Source organism: Lewinella sp. (assembly GCF_050633125.1).
Taxonomy (GTDB): domain Bacteria; phylum Bacteroidota; class Bacteroidia; order Chitinophagales; family Saprospiraceae; genus Lewinella.
Map to the genome: position 1 here is coordinate 1 of NZ_JBOEFX010000072.1, position 17,346 is coordinate 17,346.

11 protein-coding genes are annotated in these 17,346 nt (G+C 44.9%); 7 read left to right on the plus strand and 4 right to left on the minus strand.

Annotation, left to right across the window (positions count from 1 at the left end; genetic code table 11):
- Nucleotides 1-290: 290 nt before the first annotated feature.
- Genes ACRBG0_RS15595 through ACRBG0_RS15610 form a run of 4 tightly spaced genes read left to right on the plus strand, consistent with a single transcriptional unit; the run spans nucleotide 291 to nucleotide 5,089 of the window.
- Entirely contained in the window at nucleotides 291-2,801 is a 2,511-nt protein-coding gene (locus ACRBG0_RS15595) for a DUF5686 and carboxypeptidase regulatory-like domain-containing protein (RefSeq protein WP_431487794.1), read from the plus strand.
- On the plus strand, nucleotides 2,777-4,267 hold the full coding sequence (locus tag ACRBG0_RS15600; protein ID WP_431487795.1) for a tetratricopeptide repeat protein: 1,491 nt from the start codon (nucleotides 2,777-2,779) through the stop codon (nucleotides 4,265-4,267). The genes ACRBG0_RS15595 and ACRBG0_RS15600 overlap by 25 nt, the downstream gene beginning before the upstream one ends.
- Before the next feature lie 57 nt (nucleotides 4,268-4,324).
- Entirely contained in the window at nucleotides 4,325-4,717 is a 393-nt protein-coding gene (locus tag ACRBG0_RS15605; protein ID WP_431487796.1) for a hypothetical protein, read from the plus strand.
- A gap of 3 nt (nucleotides 4,718-4,720) precedes the next feature.
- The gene (locus ACRBG0_RS15610; protein WP_431487797.1) at nucleotides 4,721-5,089 is read left to right on the plus strand and encodes a (deoxy)nucleoside triphosphate pyrophosphohydrolase; all 369 of its coding nucleotides are present in this window, start codon (nucleotides 4,721-4,723) and stop codon (nucleotides 5,087-5,089) included.
- A gap of 21 nt (nucleotides 5,090-5,110) precedes the next feature.
- Here ACRBG0_RS15610 and ACRBG0_RS15615 read toward each other — a convergent pair whose 3' ends face one another.
- The 3 genes from ACRBG0_RS15615 to ACRBG0_RS15625 all read right to left on the minus strand — a co-directional run bounded on the left by ACRBG0_RS15615 (nucleotide 5,111) and on the right by ACRBG0_RS15625 (nucleotide 13,657).
- Entirely contained in the window at nucleotides 5,111-10,078 is a 4,968-nt protein-coding gene (locus ACRBG0_RS15615) for a P-loop NTPase fold protein (protein WP_431487798.1), read from the minus strand.
- A gap of 373 nt (nucleotides 10,079-10,451) precedes the next feature.
- The gene (locus ACRBG0_RS15620; RefSeq protein ID WP_431487799.1) at nucleotides 10,452-11,555 is read right to left on the minus strand and encodes a hypothetical protein; all 1,104 of its coding nucleotides are present in this window, start codon (nucleotides 11,553-11,555) and stop codon (nucleotides 10,452-10,454) included.
- A gap of 35 nt (nucleotides 11,556-11,590) precedes the next feature.
- On the minus strand, nucleotides 11,591-13,657 hold the full coding sequence (locus ACRBG0_RS15625) for a metallophosphoesterase (protein WP_431487800.1): 2,067 nt from the start codon (nucleotides 13,655-13,657) through the stop codon (nucleotides 11,591-11,593).
- A gap of 551 nt (nucleotides 13,658-14,208) precedes the next feature.
- Here ACRBG0_RS15625 and ACRBG0_RS15630 point away from each other — a divergent pair.
- The 3 genes from ACRBG0_RS15630 (at nucleotide 14,209) to ACRBG0_RS15640 (ending at nucleotide 16,994) form a co-directional block, all read left to right on the plus strand.
- Nucleotides 14,209-15,432, plus strand: coding sequence for a phage integrase SAM-like domain-containing protein (locus ACRBG0_RS15630; protein ID WP_431487801.1), 1,224 nt, complete (start codon nucleotides 14,209-14,211; stop codon nucleotides 15,430-15,432).
- A gap of 29 nt (nucleotides 15,433-15,461) precedes the next feature.
- Entirely contained in the window at nucleotides 15,462-16,133 is a 672-nt protein-coding gene (locus tag ACRBG0_RS15635) for a hypothetical protein (protein ID WP_431487802.1), read from the plus strand.
- Between the two features lie 555 nt (nucleotides 16,134-16,688).
- Nucleotides 16,689-16,994, plus strand: a complete 306-nt coding sequence (locus tag ACRBG0_RS15640; RefSeq protein ID WP_431487803.1) for a hypothetical protein — start codon at nucleotides 16,689-16,691, stop codon at nucleotides 16,992-16,994.
- Nucleotides 16,995-17,009: 15 nt separating this feature from the next.
- Here the strand turns inward: ACRBG0_RS15640 and ACRBG0_RS15645 are convergent, their stop codons facing one another.
- Nucleotides 17,010-17,345, minus strand: coding sequence for a DUF3703 domain-containing protein (locus ACRBG0_RS15645; protein ID WP_431487804.1), 336 nt, complete (start codon nucleotides 17,343-17,345; stop codon nucleotides 17,010-17,012).
- Between the last annotated feature and the right edge of the window lies 1 nt (nucleotide 17,346).

The following is a 17,346-nucleotide window of genomic DNA, read 5'->3' on the forward strand; positions in this document are numbered from 1 at the left end:
GAGGCCGAACAGCGTATGATAACGGGCATAGCCATGCTTTCGGATACACTTTTCCAACTCAAAAAGGACTAGCGCTGCGCAGCCCCTTGGACCCGGAACGCAGTGGAGGGGCTGCTTGCGAATGCAGGTAGGGCGGAGCATAGCGACCCCGCCTCAAGCGGGGGAGGCCCCAAAGGCGTATGAAGTCATGGATTTAAGTAAACATTAACAGCGTTTCTGATAATTTTAATATCCTTTAAACAACCTTGCGCGTTAAGTATTCGTCACAAGAGTGATAAATAACGAAGACCATGCTAACTTTTTTTTCTCGCCGGCCCATTAGAATTTCCCTGCTGCTAAGTTTGTTTGTTGTTATTGGCTTGCAAGCTTTGCAGGCACAGGTGATAACGGGTAGGATTATCAACGAATTTAGGGAGCCACTGCCTTATGCCAATGTGTACGTGCAGCAATTGAAGACCGGAACCGTGAGTGATGGGGAAGGTAACTATGAGATGCGCCTGGATGTGGAAGGGGAATACAATCTGGTGTTTTCGAGCTTGGGCTATGAGAGCAAGTCGGAGCGGGTGATGCTGGTCGGGGACACCGCCTGGGTGAATATACAGCTGTCGACCTCTAGCTTTGACCTGGAAGAGATTGTGGTGTCGGCCAAGGATAAAGACCCGGCGTATGCGGTGATCAGGAAAGTGATTGAAAATAAAGACCGGCAGCTGCGTTCGGCGGATAGCTATCGGACGAAAGTGTACCTGAAGGCGGTAGAAGAAAGTGAGGTGACACCGCGTGAGGAAGCACCAAAAGTAGAGGTAGATTTGTCGGCACCGGATGCGGACCCCTTTGCGGCGGAGGCGGCTGAAAACCAGGCCTTGCTGGCTGGGCTCAATCTGGTAGAAATGGAGGTGATGCTGAACTACCAGTACCCTCGCCAGTATAAAGAAGAGCGGACGGCTTACCAAGCTTATGGGAGTACGAACGGGTTGTTTTTACCGATTTTTGCGGAAACGGATTTCAATTTTTATCGCAACCTGGTGTATTTGCCGGGCATTGCGGATGCGCCTGTGATTTCGCCATTGAGTAATAATGCGATCCTCTCCTATAAATATGAACTGCTGGGGACGACTTACCTGGATGGGCGATTGGTGAATGAGATCAAGGTGATCCCACGCAAGGAAGGTAACTCGACCGTGAAAGGGACGATCTGGATTGTGGAAGACGAGTGGACGATTCAGCAATTGGCGCTGGAGTTGCCGGTGGGTACTTTGCTGTTTGGGGATAACTTCCGGATTGAGCAATCGTACACCGTGTTGGGAGATAGCCTTTGGACGGTGGATCGGCTGGCGTTTTATTACCAGAGCAAGCAAGGCAAGCGGAAAACTTTTGAAGGATCGACGGTCTTGCGGTATTCTGATTATGAGCACAACTATGCTTTTCCTGACAAGTTTTTTGGTAACGAAGTAGCAGTGACGACCAGCGAAGCTTACGAGCGTGACGGTGACTACTGGGCGGGTACGCGTACGGAGGAACTGGCGGAACGCGAAGCAAAGCTGATTCACTTGCGCGATAGTATTCAGGAGGTACGTAATAGTCCGGTTTACCGCGACAGTGTAGAGCAGTTGTATAATAAGATCAACCTGTTGGAGCTGGCCTGGGATGGCGTAGGGATTCAGAACTGGCGGGAAGAATCGCACCTTTATGTGAGTTCGCTAGCATCGATGATCGATTTTAGTCCGGTAGGTGGCTGGCGGGTAGGGCCTTATGTTTCACGTTTTAAGCGCTACCAGAGCGGCCGGATATGGAGTAATTCTGGAAACCTTGATTATGGTCTCCGCAATGGTGATGTACAGGGCAATTTTAGCTCGTGGTTTCGCTACGATCCTTTCCGGTTGGGGAGTGTATCGATCAGTGGTGGGCGTTCTTTTGAGGCGATTAATCAGTACGATGCTTATTTGAATTTGCTGCGTCCGAGTAATTACACCTTGCTGGATGCATTGCGGGTAGGGCACGAAATAGAGTTGGTAAACGGTTTGCGTTTGACGTCTAGCTTTTCGTGGAATGACCGTCGCCCGATTACTGGCTATGAAGTAGGTTCCTTCCTGGAAGACGTAGTGACCGATGGTGATGAGATTATTGATTTTGAACGGTACCAAGCCTTTGTTTCCACCAATACCCTGAGCTATACCCCTGGGCAACGTTATATGCGCGAACCCAACCGCAAGGTGATACTGGGCAGCAAGTGGCCAACCCTGAGCCTGCTGCACCGCCGAGGCTGGGATAAAACCCTGGGTAGTGATATTCGCTTTGACTATCTAGAGGCAGCCTTGGAGCAAGAAGTATTGCTGGGGGCATTGGGTAACACCCATTACCGGGCGCAGATGGGGCAGTTTGTAAATACTGATGACCTGCGCTTTATTGACTGGAAGCAGTTTCGGCAGAGCGATCCTTTCTTGTATTCCAATCCATTGAACTCTTTCCAGTCGCTGGACACCTCGCTGACGACGACCAATTTGCACTTTGAGCTGCACTTTATCCACCATTTCAACGGTGCGATCATCAACAACATTCCGTTGCTGAAGAAGACACGGATCAAGACGGTCGTAGGTGGCGGTATGCTATGGCTACAAGATGGTGACTATCGCCATCAGGAGCTTTTTGCTGGTGTGGAACGGGTGTTTAAAGTAGGTACGCGCAGGAGGTTGCGGGTAGGTGTTTTTGGCGTAGTAGCCGACGCGAACAACCGCAAGCCTGACACCTCGTTTAAGATCAGTTTTGATTTAATAGATGTATGGAAGCGGGATTGGAGTTATTAGGAGATTGCTTCTTATCTTTGTCGGTAACTAGTAATTCTACGATGGAAGAAAATACCCGACAATACCACTACGCTTTAACGGGTGATCCCGACGAAGCAGATCATGCTTATCACTATTCTCCGGAAGTTGCCCAGACGCTGAGCAGCTGTCATAAGCTGGTACAGCGGAGCAACCCAAAGGTGCTGCCGCGTTTGATCAAGTTGATTAAGAAATATCCTCGGGTGCCTGCTTTGCAGAATTACCTTTCGGTTTACTACGAGCAGCTTGGGAATCATAAGAAAGCGGTTGAGATCAATAAAAAGATCGTCCAGAAATTTCCCGATTACTTGATGGCCAAGATCAACCTGGCCAACGAATACATTACTAAGCAAGAGTACGATGAGGTGCCTTCCGTACTGGGAGAGGCCCTGGACTTGCAGTCGCTGTATCCCGACCGCAGGGTTTTTCACTATAATGAATTTGTGCCTTATATGCAGGTGGTAATGCGGTACTTTTTTGCGACCGAACAAATTCCAGCCGTCACTTCAAGGATGCCGATGTTACGGGAACTACTGGGTAAGGACCACGAGTTGATGGAGTGGATAGGCTACCAATTGCAAGTGCATTTGGCCTTTCCTTCGGGAGGAAGTGAGGATTCCAGTATCTACGAAGAACGAGAATATGATACGTCTTTAGCGACTACCGTAGCCCCAGCGTATAAACATCCGGAAGTGGCGAAGCTTACCGAGCAGTCGCTGGACGAAGCAGAGGAACATTTTCCTGCGATCTTACAGCTTCCACGCGAGACTTTGGTCGCTGATTTACAAACGATGCTGAAGGACGCCATTCGTCGCTATCCCTACTGGCAAGATCAGATGGAAGAATACGAGATAGATTTTCCAATGTCAGCAATTCTGTTGTTGATGGAATTGGAGGAGGATGCTTGTTTGGAAATCCTGTTGGACCACCTTAGACAGGGCAGGGTTTTTCTGGATGATTGGTACGGGGATTTTATTACCGAGGAGTACTGGCGTTTTCTTTATCCTGCGGGAAAACGGCGCGTTTCCGACTTGGTAGATTTTCTACAGGAGCCCAATCTACACGTTTTTGCCAGACTTGCGGTAGCGGCTACGCTTAATCAAATAGCTGTACACGATGACGCTAGGTGGGAAGAAGTTAAGGGGGCTTACCGGGACGTAATGACCTATTACCTGAATCACCAAGAGGACAAAGTAAACCTTTGTGATCCGGAGTTCTGTGGCTTTTTAACGATCGAAGTGGTCATTTTCGACGACGAAGAGATCATCGCACTCACGCGGCGTTTTTATGAGGAGGAATTGTGTCATCCTGAGTTTGATGGCGGTTTTGCCGAACGGATGAAGGAATTCAAGAACCCCCAAGTAAGGGGTAGTGAAAAAAGGAAACTACCCGCAACCACGGCAGTCGCCAATGCCCAACGCCTGATTGCCGGTTGGTATCGCAACTAGTCTACTTTTCTTACCTTTAAGGTTTATCCACGCTCTTAATTGCCGAGTACTATTATTATGATGCAACCTTTCGAAAAGACTTTACCTTTCAAGACAGATGGCGCCTACCATGGTTTCGCCGAGGTAAGCGGTATGTTGCACGTTGAGCGCGATCACCTGGAATTGGAGTTTGAGATTAAGGATAGCTTTTTGGGTGCATTGAAGTCTGGCCCTAAGCAACTGAAAATTGCCTATTCTGACTTGTCGAAGCTGACGTATGTTCGTACCCTTTTTAAGTCGCGGCTGGAACTTAAACTCAAGCGTTTACGGATCTTGTCTCAGTTTCCTGGCGCTAAAGACGGTATGATCTCCCTCAAGATTAAGCGAAAGCTAAAAGAGGAGACGGAGGACATTACTACTTACGTGAATTTGAGGATAGCGGAGATAGGGTTGGAGAAACTCGAGGGGTAAGATATGATCAAAGTAGTTTGCGGAATTATATACAAAGAGGGCAAGATTTTCCTTTGTCGGAGGAAGCCGGAAAAATCGCTGGGCGGCTATTGGGAATTCCCTGGCGGCAAAGTAGAAGCTGGCGAAGCCCCGGAAGCGGCACTACAGCGCGAGCTCCACGAGGAGTTGGCCATGGAGGTGACAATTGATCGTTACTTTGGCACTTCGCGCTACGATTATCCTGACTTTTCTATTGAACTGATCGCCTATTGCTGCACGTTCAAGCGCAGTAGCTTTACCCTCATGGACCACGATGCCTACGAGTGGGTAAAGCCGGGGGAGTTGCTGGATTGGAAGTTGTCGCCGGCGGATGTGGTGTTGTGGGAGGGGTAGAAGCCTTTACGGAGCAACCTTCTAGCTCCTACGCAACGGGAAATAAGAACGGTACTCATAAAGCTTAGAGTCTTTCAATTCTTCTTTCAATTTTTTAACCTTTGTTCCAATAGATCCATTGTTCAATCGGTAACGCTCTAATGCTGCACAGAAATGAGAAAAATTATCATTGAAATCATCTTCGAGTGCGTAAGTATTTAATACATAGCCCTTGTAAAGCCGACCCTCGGTATGCATTTCAATAGCTTTTGTGAAATTATGTAGTGCCAACTCCCTTTGGTAATTAGGTTCAAGAAAAGAGATGGCATTATTGCCAATAATGTATTGGAGACGGTTTCTTAATTGTTCTTTTCCATCTTCCTTCAAAATCACTTTTAGGTTTTCGTATGCTTGACACCATAAACTCATTCTACGATGATTATCAGCTAAGAAGGAGTAGTTAATGATATAGCCTGGGGAAAAGAGGTTAATAGTCCTGATGATTTCACGGGTGCAAAAAATTCCTTCCGTAATAATAAAAATGAACAGCTCTTCATAAGTGAGTAATTGGCCCATTTCCGCTGGGATAAGTCGGCGAATATGTTTAGTGATTTTATCGTCTTGTAGTTTGGTTTTGATGAGGTCAATAAACTTTTTTTGACCCTTTTGGGGTTCCATTGCTTCAAAGATAGAAGGAAGCTGAAGAACATCTTTTAAATAGCAATACAACACTTCGCAACGGTATTTTAACTCTAAAAGCCGCAAAAACCGACTATTGATCATACTGTAAGGTGAAATGAATTGATTGGAGAACCCGAGGAAAGTAGATAGGTTTTTGGGGATAGATTTTTCAAAAACACCTCGACAGCGCTTGAATAAACGCAATCGAATTTCTTCTACGGTAACGATAACCTCTCTTGTCTCTGAAGATGTGGTTAGTAAGTTATAGATGATAGTTCGTTGGTTCGTTTCTTCTTCTTCGTGGTTAAAGTTATCCTTCCCATGGGTTGCTATGTTGAGAATCTCTTGGTATTTCAAAATTTGAGGACGGTTGGCGACTTCTCCTGTTCCAGAAATAAGGCGAAAGGCTTGTAAAGCGATGCTTTCTAGCTGGCTCATTCGTAGATTTACACTTTTATGTGTTTTGAAAGTTTCCGGTTTTAATGCGGAGCCAATATCCCGGAGACAGAATAATATCTTTTTTAATTGGAAGGCTGCTGAATGAGATCGACCTGCTTTAATAAAATATGCATAGGCAAGTAGATAAACACGCATGGCCAAAGCTGGCGAGAAAGCATTTTGGTAGATAGCGAGGTCTTTTTTTAGTTGGTTAAGGAATTTAGTAGAAAAAGGGGTAGCAAGTAAAGATGCGTAGTCTGTTATACTAAACGTTTGATCCGTCGCCTCAGGTTGATAGCTTGTGGCGAGTATGGTATCACCAATTTTAGCGATTACATTAGCAACGTAGTAGCTTTTCTCAGCGCTAATAACGTGAGCCTGGTCAGAAGAAAGTAAGGTAGTCGCTTGTGAAAGCAGATCGGGTTCTTTATCAAAATGGCATAGCAACTGCTTCAAAGACTTGAGGTAGTGAAGATAAGCGGCTTGTGAGCTGGTGAAAAATGTCTCATCTATATTGTGATTTGGCGTGTTTTTACGCAACTCTTCTCGTATCTCTTTTCGGGGTACATTACTTACAAACTCTTCTCCTTTCAGTAAATATGCAAAGTATTTGTTTTTATAAAAAAGAATGCTCCCTACATTGTTTAAGTAGTCGCCGTAAAGGAAGGCTTGTCTTTGTGGATCGAAATAGGACGTTTTATTACTCCCATTCAGCATTAAAAGACTAACGATATCAGCATGCCTTTCTTCGAGGTTGGCGGCTGTAATTCCATCAAAGCGTTGCTTCTCAATAGCTGCTAACCAAGCAACCAGTGGTTTAGTTAATAGTTGTAAGCTCCTGTATGCTGTATGAGGGAGTTCCTGTTCTTTTGGAGTAATATTTTTTAAGTAGATGGGGGCTTCAATAATCAAGGTTCGATAGTAAGAGAAAACAGAATCAAAAGCCCGCATTTTCTCCAGCGTCAGCCCTGCTTTTAACTTATTGCGTAGCCAAATCAAGAATTCGTGCTTGGTGAGTTTATCTTCTTTATCATTGACGCGTAAGTACTGGATAGATTCGGTGTAGTAAATCAGCGCATCATCATATTCTTTATCATAGTAATGCAAGTCGCCAAGAATTGTTTGAATAAAGGCAATAGCGTTGATGAATCGGTCTTCTATCTGGCCTTTTCTACGGTATTTTTCTTGTAACTCAGACAACTTGCGCTTATAGTAGCGTTTAATTTGCAGGGATTCATCAAGGGTGAAGTTAAATGCTGCTGCTCCCAGGTCAGAAATACGAGAGACCAACCCTAGTTCAATAGCCGTTTTGCTGAAAAATTTGTATTGGAAAATACCGCTTACCGTTGGGCGAATGTATTGCTTGGAAAGAAACCTGATCAACGATTCAATGAACTGTCGCAAATTGGGCTCTTTGTTAATTAGAATAACCTCAGGGATGAGTTCCAGGTTACGCCAGGAAAAGCCAAAAGGGTGAAACTTCAGGATGTGATCGAAAATGAAGGCAGAAGAAAACAATAGTTTATCTCCCAGTGCTTTGAGGTAGCGACTGTTGGTGATGATAAACGGTCGGTAAAGATTAGCAGTAAGCCCAACCTCGTATTGGAAATCGAATTTGAGCCGCAAAAACATTCGCTGATTAGTACTTTCTATCGGAGTGTAATTCTGGGTAAGGACCAGTAGGTCTCCGAGCTCTTTAAAATCGGATTCCTGACGGATATTTCGCTCAATTAATGAGATGAGTTTTTTGGGGGTTCCATTACTGCGGTAGGTAAGATAAATGGCATAGTTCTGTAGAATAGCGATCACTTTGGCTTTGGCTAGTTCAAATAAATGATCATCTACATCCGAAGACGCTTGTTGTGAAAAACCTGGTGGGTAAACCATTTGGTTGAACACGGAATTACCTGTTGCTGGTTGAGTACTTTGGTTACGCGATATTCTTCCGCCGTAGTGGAGTTTAAATCGAAGATTCTTGTTGAGTGCAGGCGGTTGAATTTCGCTGGCTATTGTTTGGAAATTAGCACCTTTTTCTTCTACTAAATGAGAAGGTAAGAGCAATTGCGTAAGGTAGGCAACCGTCATTTGTGTAACGCCAGCCCGAGCTTCGTTTTTATCTTTAAAAAAGCTGCTGACGTAAATGACATCGTTGAAAATACTACTATAGAAGGAATCACGGTCCGCAATATCTGCCAGCGAGGCATCGTACATTTCACGACCACCAATAAAGATGAATTTAGCACGAACAACGTTCAGGAACCCCTTGAGGTTAGCGAGTAAACTTGCTATAGCTTCCTGTCGTTCGCGAACCCGATTACCGCCGCGGATGCTGGTGTCTCTGTCAAAAATAGGATCGGATGATTCACGGTCTGTAATGGTTGTGCTTGAATTGGGTTCAATTTTATCCAACTCATCAATAATGAATAAAAATCGCGGAATCGAAGTGTTTTCCTTTCTAAAAACCTCAATATCTTTAAAAATATGGATGAGGTTGTCTTCAACTTCCTTTGCAGAGGCAACAGGAAAGGTCGTTTGGTTACGTTTTGAATAATCAAAGGAAGGTAATACGACCTTGGCAAGCCCGAGCCCGGTGCGCGTAGCAAAACTAGGATTGATGGTCGTGTTTTCTTGGGCGGTTACTTCTGCGGATAATCGCTGTTCGAGCAAACTCAGGCGAGAGCGAATGGTACGATAGGAAATGCCTTTCGCTGTAAAGCCCAAAAAATTAAGTAACCAATGAATAGGAGCGTAGATAGGACTTATGAAATGGTGAAAATCTTCTTCCTCTAGCTCTTCTTGCCAATATCGAGACAGCTCCTGGGTGAGTCGTTTAAGAATACTTTGTTCTCCAATTTCATCTTGAGAAAGGTTGATCTCAAAGGATTGATATTCACTTTCTTTAGTGGGGGCAGGATGGTAATGGTTTTTTGTCAGGCGAAATAAATCATAAAGAAACCGGGCACTTAACAAGAAAAGGTATAAGGATGTTATTGAAAAGAGTACAATAAGTAACCAAGATGCATCCTCCGTAAAAAGAGGTTCAATAAAACGATCAGGGGGAATCATGGTAACCACCCACGTGACAAAGATTAGGCTGCTTGCTACCCCCAGGCCTTTAACGGCAACATCGTTTGAGGCCAATGCTAAGAAAAGCAACAGGAATAGGCAGCCACATATTAACTCAAATACATAGGGACCTGTATGGAGAATAGGGGAGAAATTAATAGAAGGGGTGCCTGTACATAATAACACCAATAAAATTCCCGCAAGGGAGATGCTTGCATAACTGACTAAGCGGTAAGTTGTCTCACCTTTAGACCTGATGGGGGTCTGAATTAACTCCGTTTTTACACTATCGTTATACTCTTTAATAGCAAGCCGAACTAAACTTGTTTTCCCCATTCCCCGGAATCCGGTAACCAAATAAGCGCCTGAGCTGGTAACGCTCTCTCTAAGTAGCGTAACGATACGTTCTTTGGCAGTTTTGCGACCGAGGAAGTTGTGTTTCGCTTTAACATCTTTACTGAATGGGCTGTGGTAAAAACGGTAGTTGTACAACTCTATCCATACTTCTTTGATACGGCTTGAAAATTGATGAATTGGGGGTTCCTTAGAAGGAAGAGATAGGGGAGTGGTTGGGCGCTCACCTTTGATGGTAGTTGAACTTTGCTGTTTGGTGTTTGGTGGGGAGATCTTGAATACCCATAAGGTTATTATGCCAAATAACAGGACAATACTTACTACTGTAGCTAAGTTAGGGATATGAAAATCCATACTTAAAACCCCCTTAAGCCCGGTTATTAGTAAAAATAGAAGGTATAGTAATGAAAGTATTGTCGCAAATCCGATTACCCGGCGATAAATGCTTTTTTCCCCTCTAGAATTGACCATACAGTACGTATTTAGGTAAATACAGTTCTACATTTCAACAGGCCAGTTTCTGTTGAAATTACAGTGAATTGTAATTGATAATATTTAATGATTATCCACTAGCACAAAAGATGGGGACGAGGTACTAGGAAAATAGAATGATAACCATTGTTGATTTAAACATTAAGATAGGAAAAATAATGGGTTTTCGTCAGGTTTTGATTCAACTCTTTTATAAGGTTTAATATTCAATTGCTAGCTGGTGTAATATTCGACGTATACATACCTTGTTAGAAGACATTGTCCTGAATCAGGTTGTTTGCCAATATTAGACAGCTTGATGTTTTTTAATTGTCCTTTTTTATGATGAGGGCAATTCTTTATAGCCTAAACCTCACCCCCCAATCACCGGCACCAGCACCTTCTCCGGCTTCACCGTCGGCTGTTCCTTAATCGGAATAAACTGCGTCTCTTCGTATTCTTCATCCTGATAAGTGGTGGTGATGATAACGGCAATGACCTTCACATCTACGTTGATGGCTTCGATGATATTGTCGTTGGTGAGTTGCAGGGTGTAGTTGCCCCCTCGGTATTGGGTTACCTTGCCAAAGGCAGCCACGCTATTCCCCTCGGCGATAGTGGGCGCACTGCCGTCGGCGGCATGGGTGATTCCAAAGAGCACGTTGTCGCCCCCCCCCGGCGGAGACGAAAACATGCTGACCCCCTCGATAGCCAAAATGGCGAGCGCACCGTAACCAGTAGACAGGAGTCCTGTAGAAATCATGGTTTTGGTCACATTAGTGGCAGCAGCCTTGGTGTTGGCGTTTTTGTACCAGGCGTCACCAGAAGTTCCCGTAGAGATGGCATAGGCCCAGGAAACGGTTTCGGTGATCTTGTCGGGTACATGGATATTGGGCTCGTAGACCGTTTCTGGAATCGAGAAGCCAATGCTAGTTGTATTGCCATTTAGGTTGGTGGAAGAATGTACCCGCTCTGTACGGTTGAGGATGGTCTCAATGGTGGTGTCGATGGCAGCTACAACTCGGCGACTACATGCGACCTGTTTGGTCTCGTAGCCAATGATCGCTGCTTCGGTAGTTGATCGTTCGACCCATGTTACAGCGGTGTTGAAACTGGCCTTGCCCGGAGCGGGGATTCTACCTATCGAAACACGACAGATGCGGCTCCCAAAACCGCTGTGTTTTAGCCGGAATTGGTAGACACCCTCCTCCGTAATTCGAAGTCGCTTCTCCAGCATACCCACCTGAAGGTTGGCGTAAACAACCTGATCAGGATAGCGTAGTATTTCAACCTCTTTTAGTTCCTTGCCATTGACTTCCTCCAAAGAGAAAATAACCTCATCTCCGGCTGTAAACCCGAAGTAGAGGTATTCTTCGCCACTTATTTTCAGGGTCTGGTCTGTTATTTCAATAGCCTGCTGGGCGATGCCTAATGCTGTGAAGCAGCACAAGAGGGTCGCAATGATTGTCTTTTTCATGTTGAGTGGGTTTTATTATGTACAAACTTAAATGTCTACCTCCCAATCCTCCGTTTAAACTTCTTAGGATTACGGAGTAGATCAAAGAAAGAACGCAGGTAATCCTGACACTTCTCTCTGTCCTTAACGCTGAGATAATCGGCAGCAGCACAGGTGGCGTAAATTTCTGCTTCTTGCTCCAGAAAATAGGTAATAGTTTGATCTATTTCTTCATCGGTAGTAGGATAGGAGAAGAAGTAGCGTTCATGTACACTTTTTATGGGCAGTGAAGGAGCCGGAACGGCATAACCGTTTCCCACGAAGCCAGAATAGTCGAAGTCATAAGCAATGACTTCAGCTCGTTCTTTGTTTGGAAATTTGACAAGTTCAAGGTTGTGTTTGCCCGTAAGGGCCCAATCGCAGTTGGCAATCATGTACTGGAAAAACTGCATCCGAACAAAATATTCGCGGTCGAGTACAGAGGAGGTAACCCGTCCCGTCTGGAGAACTTGCGCGCCTGTTCGGTGTTCATAGTCGCGTTCGGTTTCAATAAGAAAGCCCGTGAGTTGGCGTTGATCCCTAGCATCGATAATTTCGACATCTACCAATTGCGTTTGTATGCCATGGTCATTGATCAACTGATAAAGGTCATAGATCAAAAATTCCTTGTACAGATTAGTTTGATAGGAGCTACTCTCTTGGCACGGAATGACGAGTTTGAGTTTGTCGTGGCGGATGTATTTGAGCGAATCAAGATCAGATTTACGTAAATCAATCAGGAGAGGAGGGAGCTCGCAAGCTTGTTTGCGCATATTTCCACGCGTACGTATACGCCCGTGGAGTGTATAAGCGAAGTCGGTGGTGCGAAGAGAAATTTCGGCAGGCTGGTATTCTTCTTCCATTTTACTTTTAAGAAGTTGTTGGAAGTCAGTTTCAATAGTGAATTGGGGCCGTGAGTTACTCGCCATGAGTACTTCCTGAATACTGGTTGTAGGCGTACGTTTTTTTAGCACTATAGGCAGCTGCTCGCCATCTTGATCAATGATGTAAACCGCATCATTTTCGATTAATAGCACTTGGCCTCGCACGCCCAGTTTTATGCTACAGTCTATAACAATGAGTTTGCCGCTGTATAGAGGGTGGATGTCTTCTTGGCTGGTATGCCCTACGATTATTTTTTCTTGGTTGTACGCCTTGAGTTGCTTCTTAAATTTACCTTTTGAGATGGCCTCCTCACCAAAATAACCTCGGTACCAAAGCGGGCCTTCCCCTCCGTAGAGTAAATCTAGAACGGGGTCGGCAGCGATAGAATCATCAGGCTGGCGCAGGATACGTTCGCGAAAAGTCGCATTGAGTGCTTCCAGTGATAGATCTAATTTCAATACTTCAGGCGAAATACCAGCATGTACGAAGAGGTGCTCATTGATGGAGACAGCGACCTGGTGTTGTGCTATCCAATCGCCAAGAACACTACCACGGGCAAATAGCTCGGGGTAAGGTGTCTGTAGAGCTCCAGCCGTATAGTTATATTTTTTGTGTAAATAACGAATGTCGCCGTGTAAAACCATCAACTCATGGTTACCCAGCAGGAGGTGCAAATGGCCGCCATTGGCGAGGGCCTGTTGCTCCAACTCGAAAAGCAACCATAGAATCGGTAATACTTCATCGCCCCGGTCGAAATTGTCTCCAATGACAACGAGGTGCCCATCACCCAAGGCCCAATTATTGGCCGTGTCGATAACTCCGCTGCTCATTAGTAGTTCTCTCATCAACTGGTACTGGCCGTGTACATCACTGATCGCAATAATACGGTCGATTCCCGTATAAGTACTCGCCTTCGCTGTAGGAAAGGAAAGCCGCTGCAAATTCACAAGAGGAAGACTGTCTCTCTGGAAGAAAGTAGCATCGGCGCTCGCAATAGTCGTATCGTGAGGGACTCCACGTTCAATCCATTTTAACTGTAAACTATCTGTTTGCTGAAAAATATAGGGCCCATCAAAGTAGTCTGTCTGTTGTGCCTGAAGTGGAAAACACAGGATACCAAAGAGGCCTAACAGCAGCAATGAATGACAGCACTGGAGACGAATAGCCAGCTGTTGGTAAAGGGATTCGTAAGGATGCATGGTGTAGGAGTGTAGGTTCAGGCGGGAAGATAAGGAATAGTGCCTTATTGGGTTGTTTACTCGAAGGAGCCAGAAAGACGAAAATTAAGATATAGGTCAGTGGGGGAGGCAAGATCGAAACTAAATACCTTTTTGAAGTTGACACAAAAGGGCTTTTGGGAGTTTCTGAGTAGAAACTGACACCTACTACTGACACCTGATATAAACAAAAAAAGACCGCAAGCGACTGATAAATAGTTACTTGTGGTCTTTTGCTTGTGATCCCAGCAGGAAACTCCAAACGCTTCAGTTTTCCTGCGTATTCGGGTAAAACCCAGTAAAAACAAGGGTTTTTAAATATTATCGAAAAGAAATTTTGTCTTGAATCGGAAGATGCGGGAACACTCCCGACAACTATTCCGACAACGCTGTAGACGTGGAAAGCGGAAACTATTTTCGTAATCACAATCAATAACTATGGCAAAGTTACCTATTCCAAAGTTTAATCTCCGCTTGCCAAAAGGAGATGCTGAGACACTCATTTCGCTGGTTTATCGCTATCGGGGGAACGCATGGTGTACTCAACGGGCTTTTCTATTCACCCCAAAGATTGGGATGCCAAAACACAGCGACCGATTAACCAGGAGCGGCGCAAGGACTTGTTTGCTATTCAACGTTTCCTTGATGATCTGGCTCGTTACTGCACCAGCATTTTCATTGAACATGATTATGGTGCTATCTCCGTTGCTGATTTTAAAAAGCAGCTAGACATCAAGACCAGAAAGGTCGACCCGACCGAGCGTGACGCCAGCTCTTCTTTTATCGACTTCCTCGACGAGGAGCTAGAAGATATGAAGGCTGGCGGAATGAAAAAGAACACGCTCAAGATGTTTCGCCAGAACATCAATAACATCAAAGCTTTTGCGGCGCAGTATAATGGAGGGAAGGGCTTCTCTTATGAAGATGTAGACTGGAACCTCCGAATAGAGATGATCGACTGGTTGACCGAAAAAGGCGTCCAGTTGGCTTATGGCAATAAGACCCTGAAAACTTTCCGGCAGTTCATGGAGCGTGCCCGCAGAAAGCGACTCCATACCAATATAAATTACCAAGGAGTAGGGTGGACGGTTACTCCCAAAAGAGCCAAAGGTGAAATGGTTATCCTAACCACGACGGAACTACAGACTTTGGCGGATATGGAATTGACGGGGCATTTAGCCAAGATTCGTGATATGTGCCTGATAGGTGCGGGTACTGGTCAGCGGTTTGGTGATTTTTCGCGCTTTACGCCCAATAACTTCTATCGGACGTTATCGGGCATTCCGCTTCTTTCCTTGATCTCTAACAAGACCAATACGCCTACCAAGGTTCCACTGAATATCTTCCCGTGGTTAATCCCCGTATTGGAGCGGAATGATTATACCACTCCCGAAATGTCGATGCAGAAGTTTAATGAAGGTATGAAAGAGCTATGCCGACGGGCTGGTTTTGATGCTGAGATACTTAAAGTGGAACAGTATATGGGACGCAAAGCACGAGTGGAGAAATCTTACGTAAAAAAGTACCGCTTGGTGTCTTCTCATTGCTGTCGGAGAAGCTTTGCTACCAACCTTTATAGAGAAGGCTACCGATTATCCCAGATCATGCCTATGACTGGTCACAGTACGGAGACTCAACTCAGGGAATACATCGGTATTGATGCGGAGATGAATGCGGAAGAAATAGCATTAAATATTATGGAACAGCGGGGAAAGCATCCTGGATCGGCTTCTGTGCTGAAGGTAGTAGGTGCTTAATTATTCATTGCTCTTGAAAAGAAAAAATCATGCAAAACACACTTATAAATAACGATTTCGGGAAGTCGATAAAGCGATTACGCGCTATCCTTCCCAAGCTTAGTTTCAGCCTGTTGATTGCTACTTACTTAATCTCGGCCATCATCATGGGCATCTTCCACGCGCAGAATGCGCCCAATATTGGGTTTATGGTAGCGGCCTTTCTGGTGCCATTGGCGATACAAGCGGGAAGGGGGACGCTGGTGTTCTTCTTTCAGCTTAATCCAGCACAGATACAAAACAAGCTCTCTTTTGGGATCATTGCGGCATCTGCTTTACTGGTGCTTTCTTTAATTGAAGCGGTGCTAGTACTACTCCCTTATGGCTATAGTTGGATAGTCTCGGTTTCTACGCTGATGCTGATTGGCTGGGTGATTGAAATTATGATCTTACGAGAAACTATTCTGGCGACACAGATGGAGCTATTCTCTAACAAAGAGCGATGGCAGGAGGTCAAAGATTTCTATATCGCCAAAGCAGAGCTGAAGCATTTTATCGCTGAGCTAGAAGGAGGGACATTGCCCCAAGCATTATCACGAGCTAAAGAAGAGCCAAAGGAAGTAATTGACTTAGAACCTGAACCTAATGATAATCCCGTTACAGATTTACTCAAAGAATTAAACGAGCATTTGCGGGGAAAGGAGAACCGCCCTTTTCCATAAATGGGGAAGGGCGGAAAAGTGCCACCTTTTACGGTGTTCTACTAGATAGTGAAGACCCGTTTCTCGGTCATAATCTTGACCGCTTGGAAAAACGGTTTCGGGAACGGTATGATGCCTCCGTTGAGAAAAATCGGAAACGAGAGGCCGAGGGTAAACAACCTCATCAGACCGTCCTCAAATCAGTAGCTGAGAATCATAAGCGATTTATGATGGTGCGGCTACTGAGACATCTTTTACTAGAAGAAGAATTGAACTTGGATATATAATTGGAAGCCTCTCCGTTTTGGAGGGGCTTTCGCATTTTAGTGCAGATTTCCAGAAGATGAAGCTTTTAAAATGTTAAAAAGTGTTAAAGTTTTAGAAAATAGGTAGTCAACGGATTTCCCCAGATTATTCCATTTGGTTTCACTTGGTTTTCTACTTGTATTTAAATGGTTTCAGATGGTATCATTTGGCGCCAAAGAAGATTTAGTTCACTGATTTTGAGTAATTTGTAATTGCAAGTCAAGCCTAGTAAATTGCGATTAATTACTTGATTTACTAAAACAAATAGCGATGGAAAACAATAATATTATCCTGCATTCGGTGACGCCGCACGAGCTTAAAGAGCTTCTTCGTGGTATGATTAAGGAAGAGTTTAATACGATGAACGAAGAGGTTCAGCGGGTAATTGGCGAAGATGACTTGGTGAGCACTGGGACGGCTTGTCGCCTTTTGGGCGTATGCTCTAAGGTGCTCCTTCATTTGGTTCGTGAAGGGCATTTTACAGTATTCCATCACATGAAGGAAAAACGCTACATAAGAGCGGAATTACTAACATTCCGTAATCAACAACGTATCAGCAAACAATCTCGCAGGTAGTGGCTGTTCTTGATACTACAGATTTGGTGCAAATGGGATCAGCATTTCACGCAAATCCGCAGGTATCTCCATTACTTGCAATGGTGGTACATTAGCTCCACCAGTATTGCCTGTAGGAACTTTGCCTACAAAAGATTTTACCCCACCGAATACTAATCGAAGTATCTGACCCCTTATTTCTTTCCAGCTTTTGATAGCGAAGCCGAACTTTAACATAATCCAGTGTACCTCCGAGTGCTCTACCGCCCAAGGCTGACCCAGTATATGTGCTCTTTCGAGATGTCGCCAAGCCAGTTGCAGATTGCCTTGTTCAAAGGCATCCTGGTAACTGCTTAGAGCTTGTTGGGAAATT

Bases quoted from the DNA above. Each gene is read 5' to 3' on its own strand.
- ACRBG0_RS15640 (WP_431487803.1), top strand. From the start codon at position 16,689: ATGGAAAACAATAATATTATCCTGCATTCGGTGACGCCGCACGAGCTT.
- ACRBG0_RS15620 (WP_431487799.1), bottom strand. From the start codon at position 11,555: ATGAAAAAGACAATCATTGCGACCCTCTTGTGCTGCTTCACAGCATTA.
- ACRBG0_RS15605 (WP_431487796.1), top strand. From the start codon at position 4,325: ATGATGCAACCTTTCGAAAAGACTTTACCTTTCAAGACAGATGGCGCC.
- ACRBG0_RS15635 (WP_431487802.1), top strand. From the start codon at position 15,462: ATGCAAAACACACTTATAAATAACGATTTCGGGAAGTCGATAAAGCGA.
- ACRBG0_RS15615 (WP_431487798.1), bottom strand. From the start codon at position 10,078: ATGGTCAATTCTAGAGGGGAAAAAAGCATTTATCGCCGGGTAATCGGA.
- ACRBG0_RS15625 (WP_431487800.1), bottom strand. From the start codon at position 13,657: ATGCATCCTTACGAATCCCTTTACCAACAGCTGGCTATTCGTCTCCAG.
- ACRBG0_RS15610 (WP_431487797.1), top strand. From the start codon at position 4,721: ATGATCAAAGTAGTTTGCGGAATTATATACAAAGAGGGCAAGATTTTC.
- ACRBG0_RS15600 (WP_431487795.1), top strand. From the start codon at position 2,777: ATGGAAGCGGGATTGGAGTTATTAGGAGATTGCTTCTTATCTTTGTCG.
- ACRBG0_RS15595 (WP_431487794.1), top strand. From the start codon at position 291: ATGCTAACTTTTTTTTCTCGCCGGCCCATTAGAATTTCCCTGCTGCTA.
- ACRBG0_RS15630 (WP_431487801.1), top strand. From the start codon at position 14,209: ATGGTGTACTCAACGGGCTTTTCTATTCACCCCAAAGATTGGGATGCC.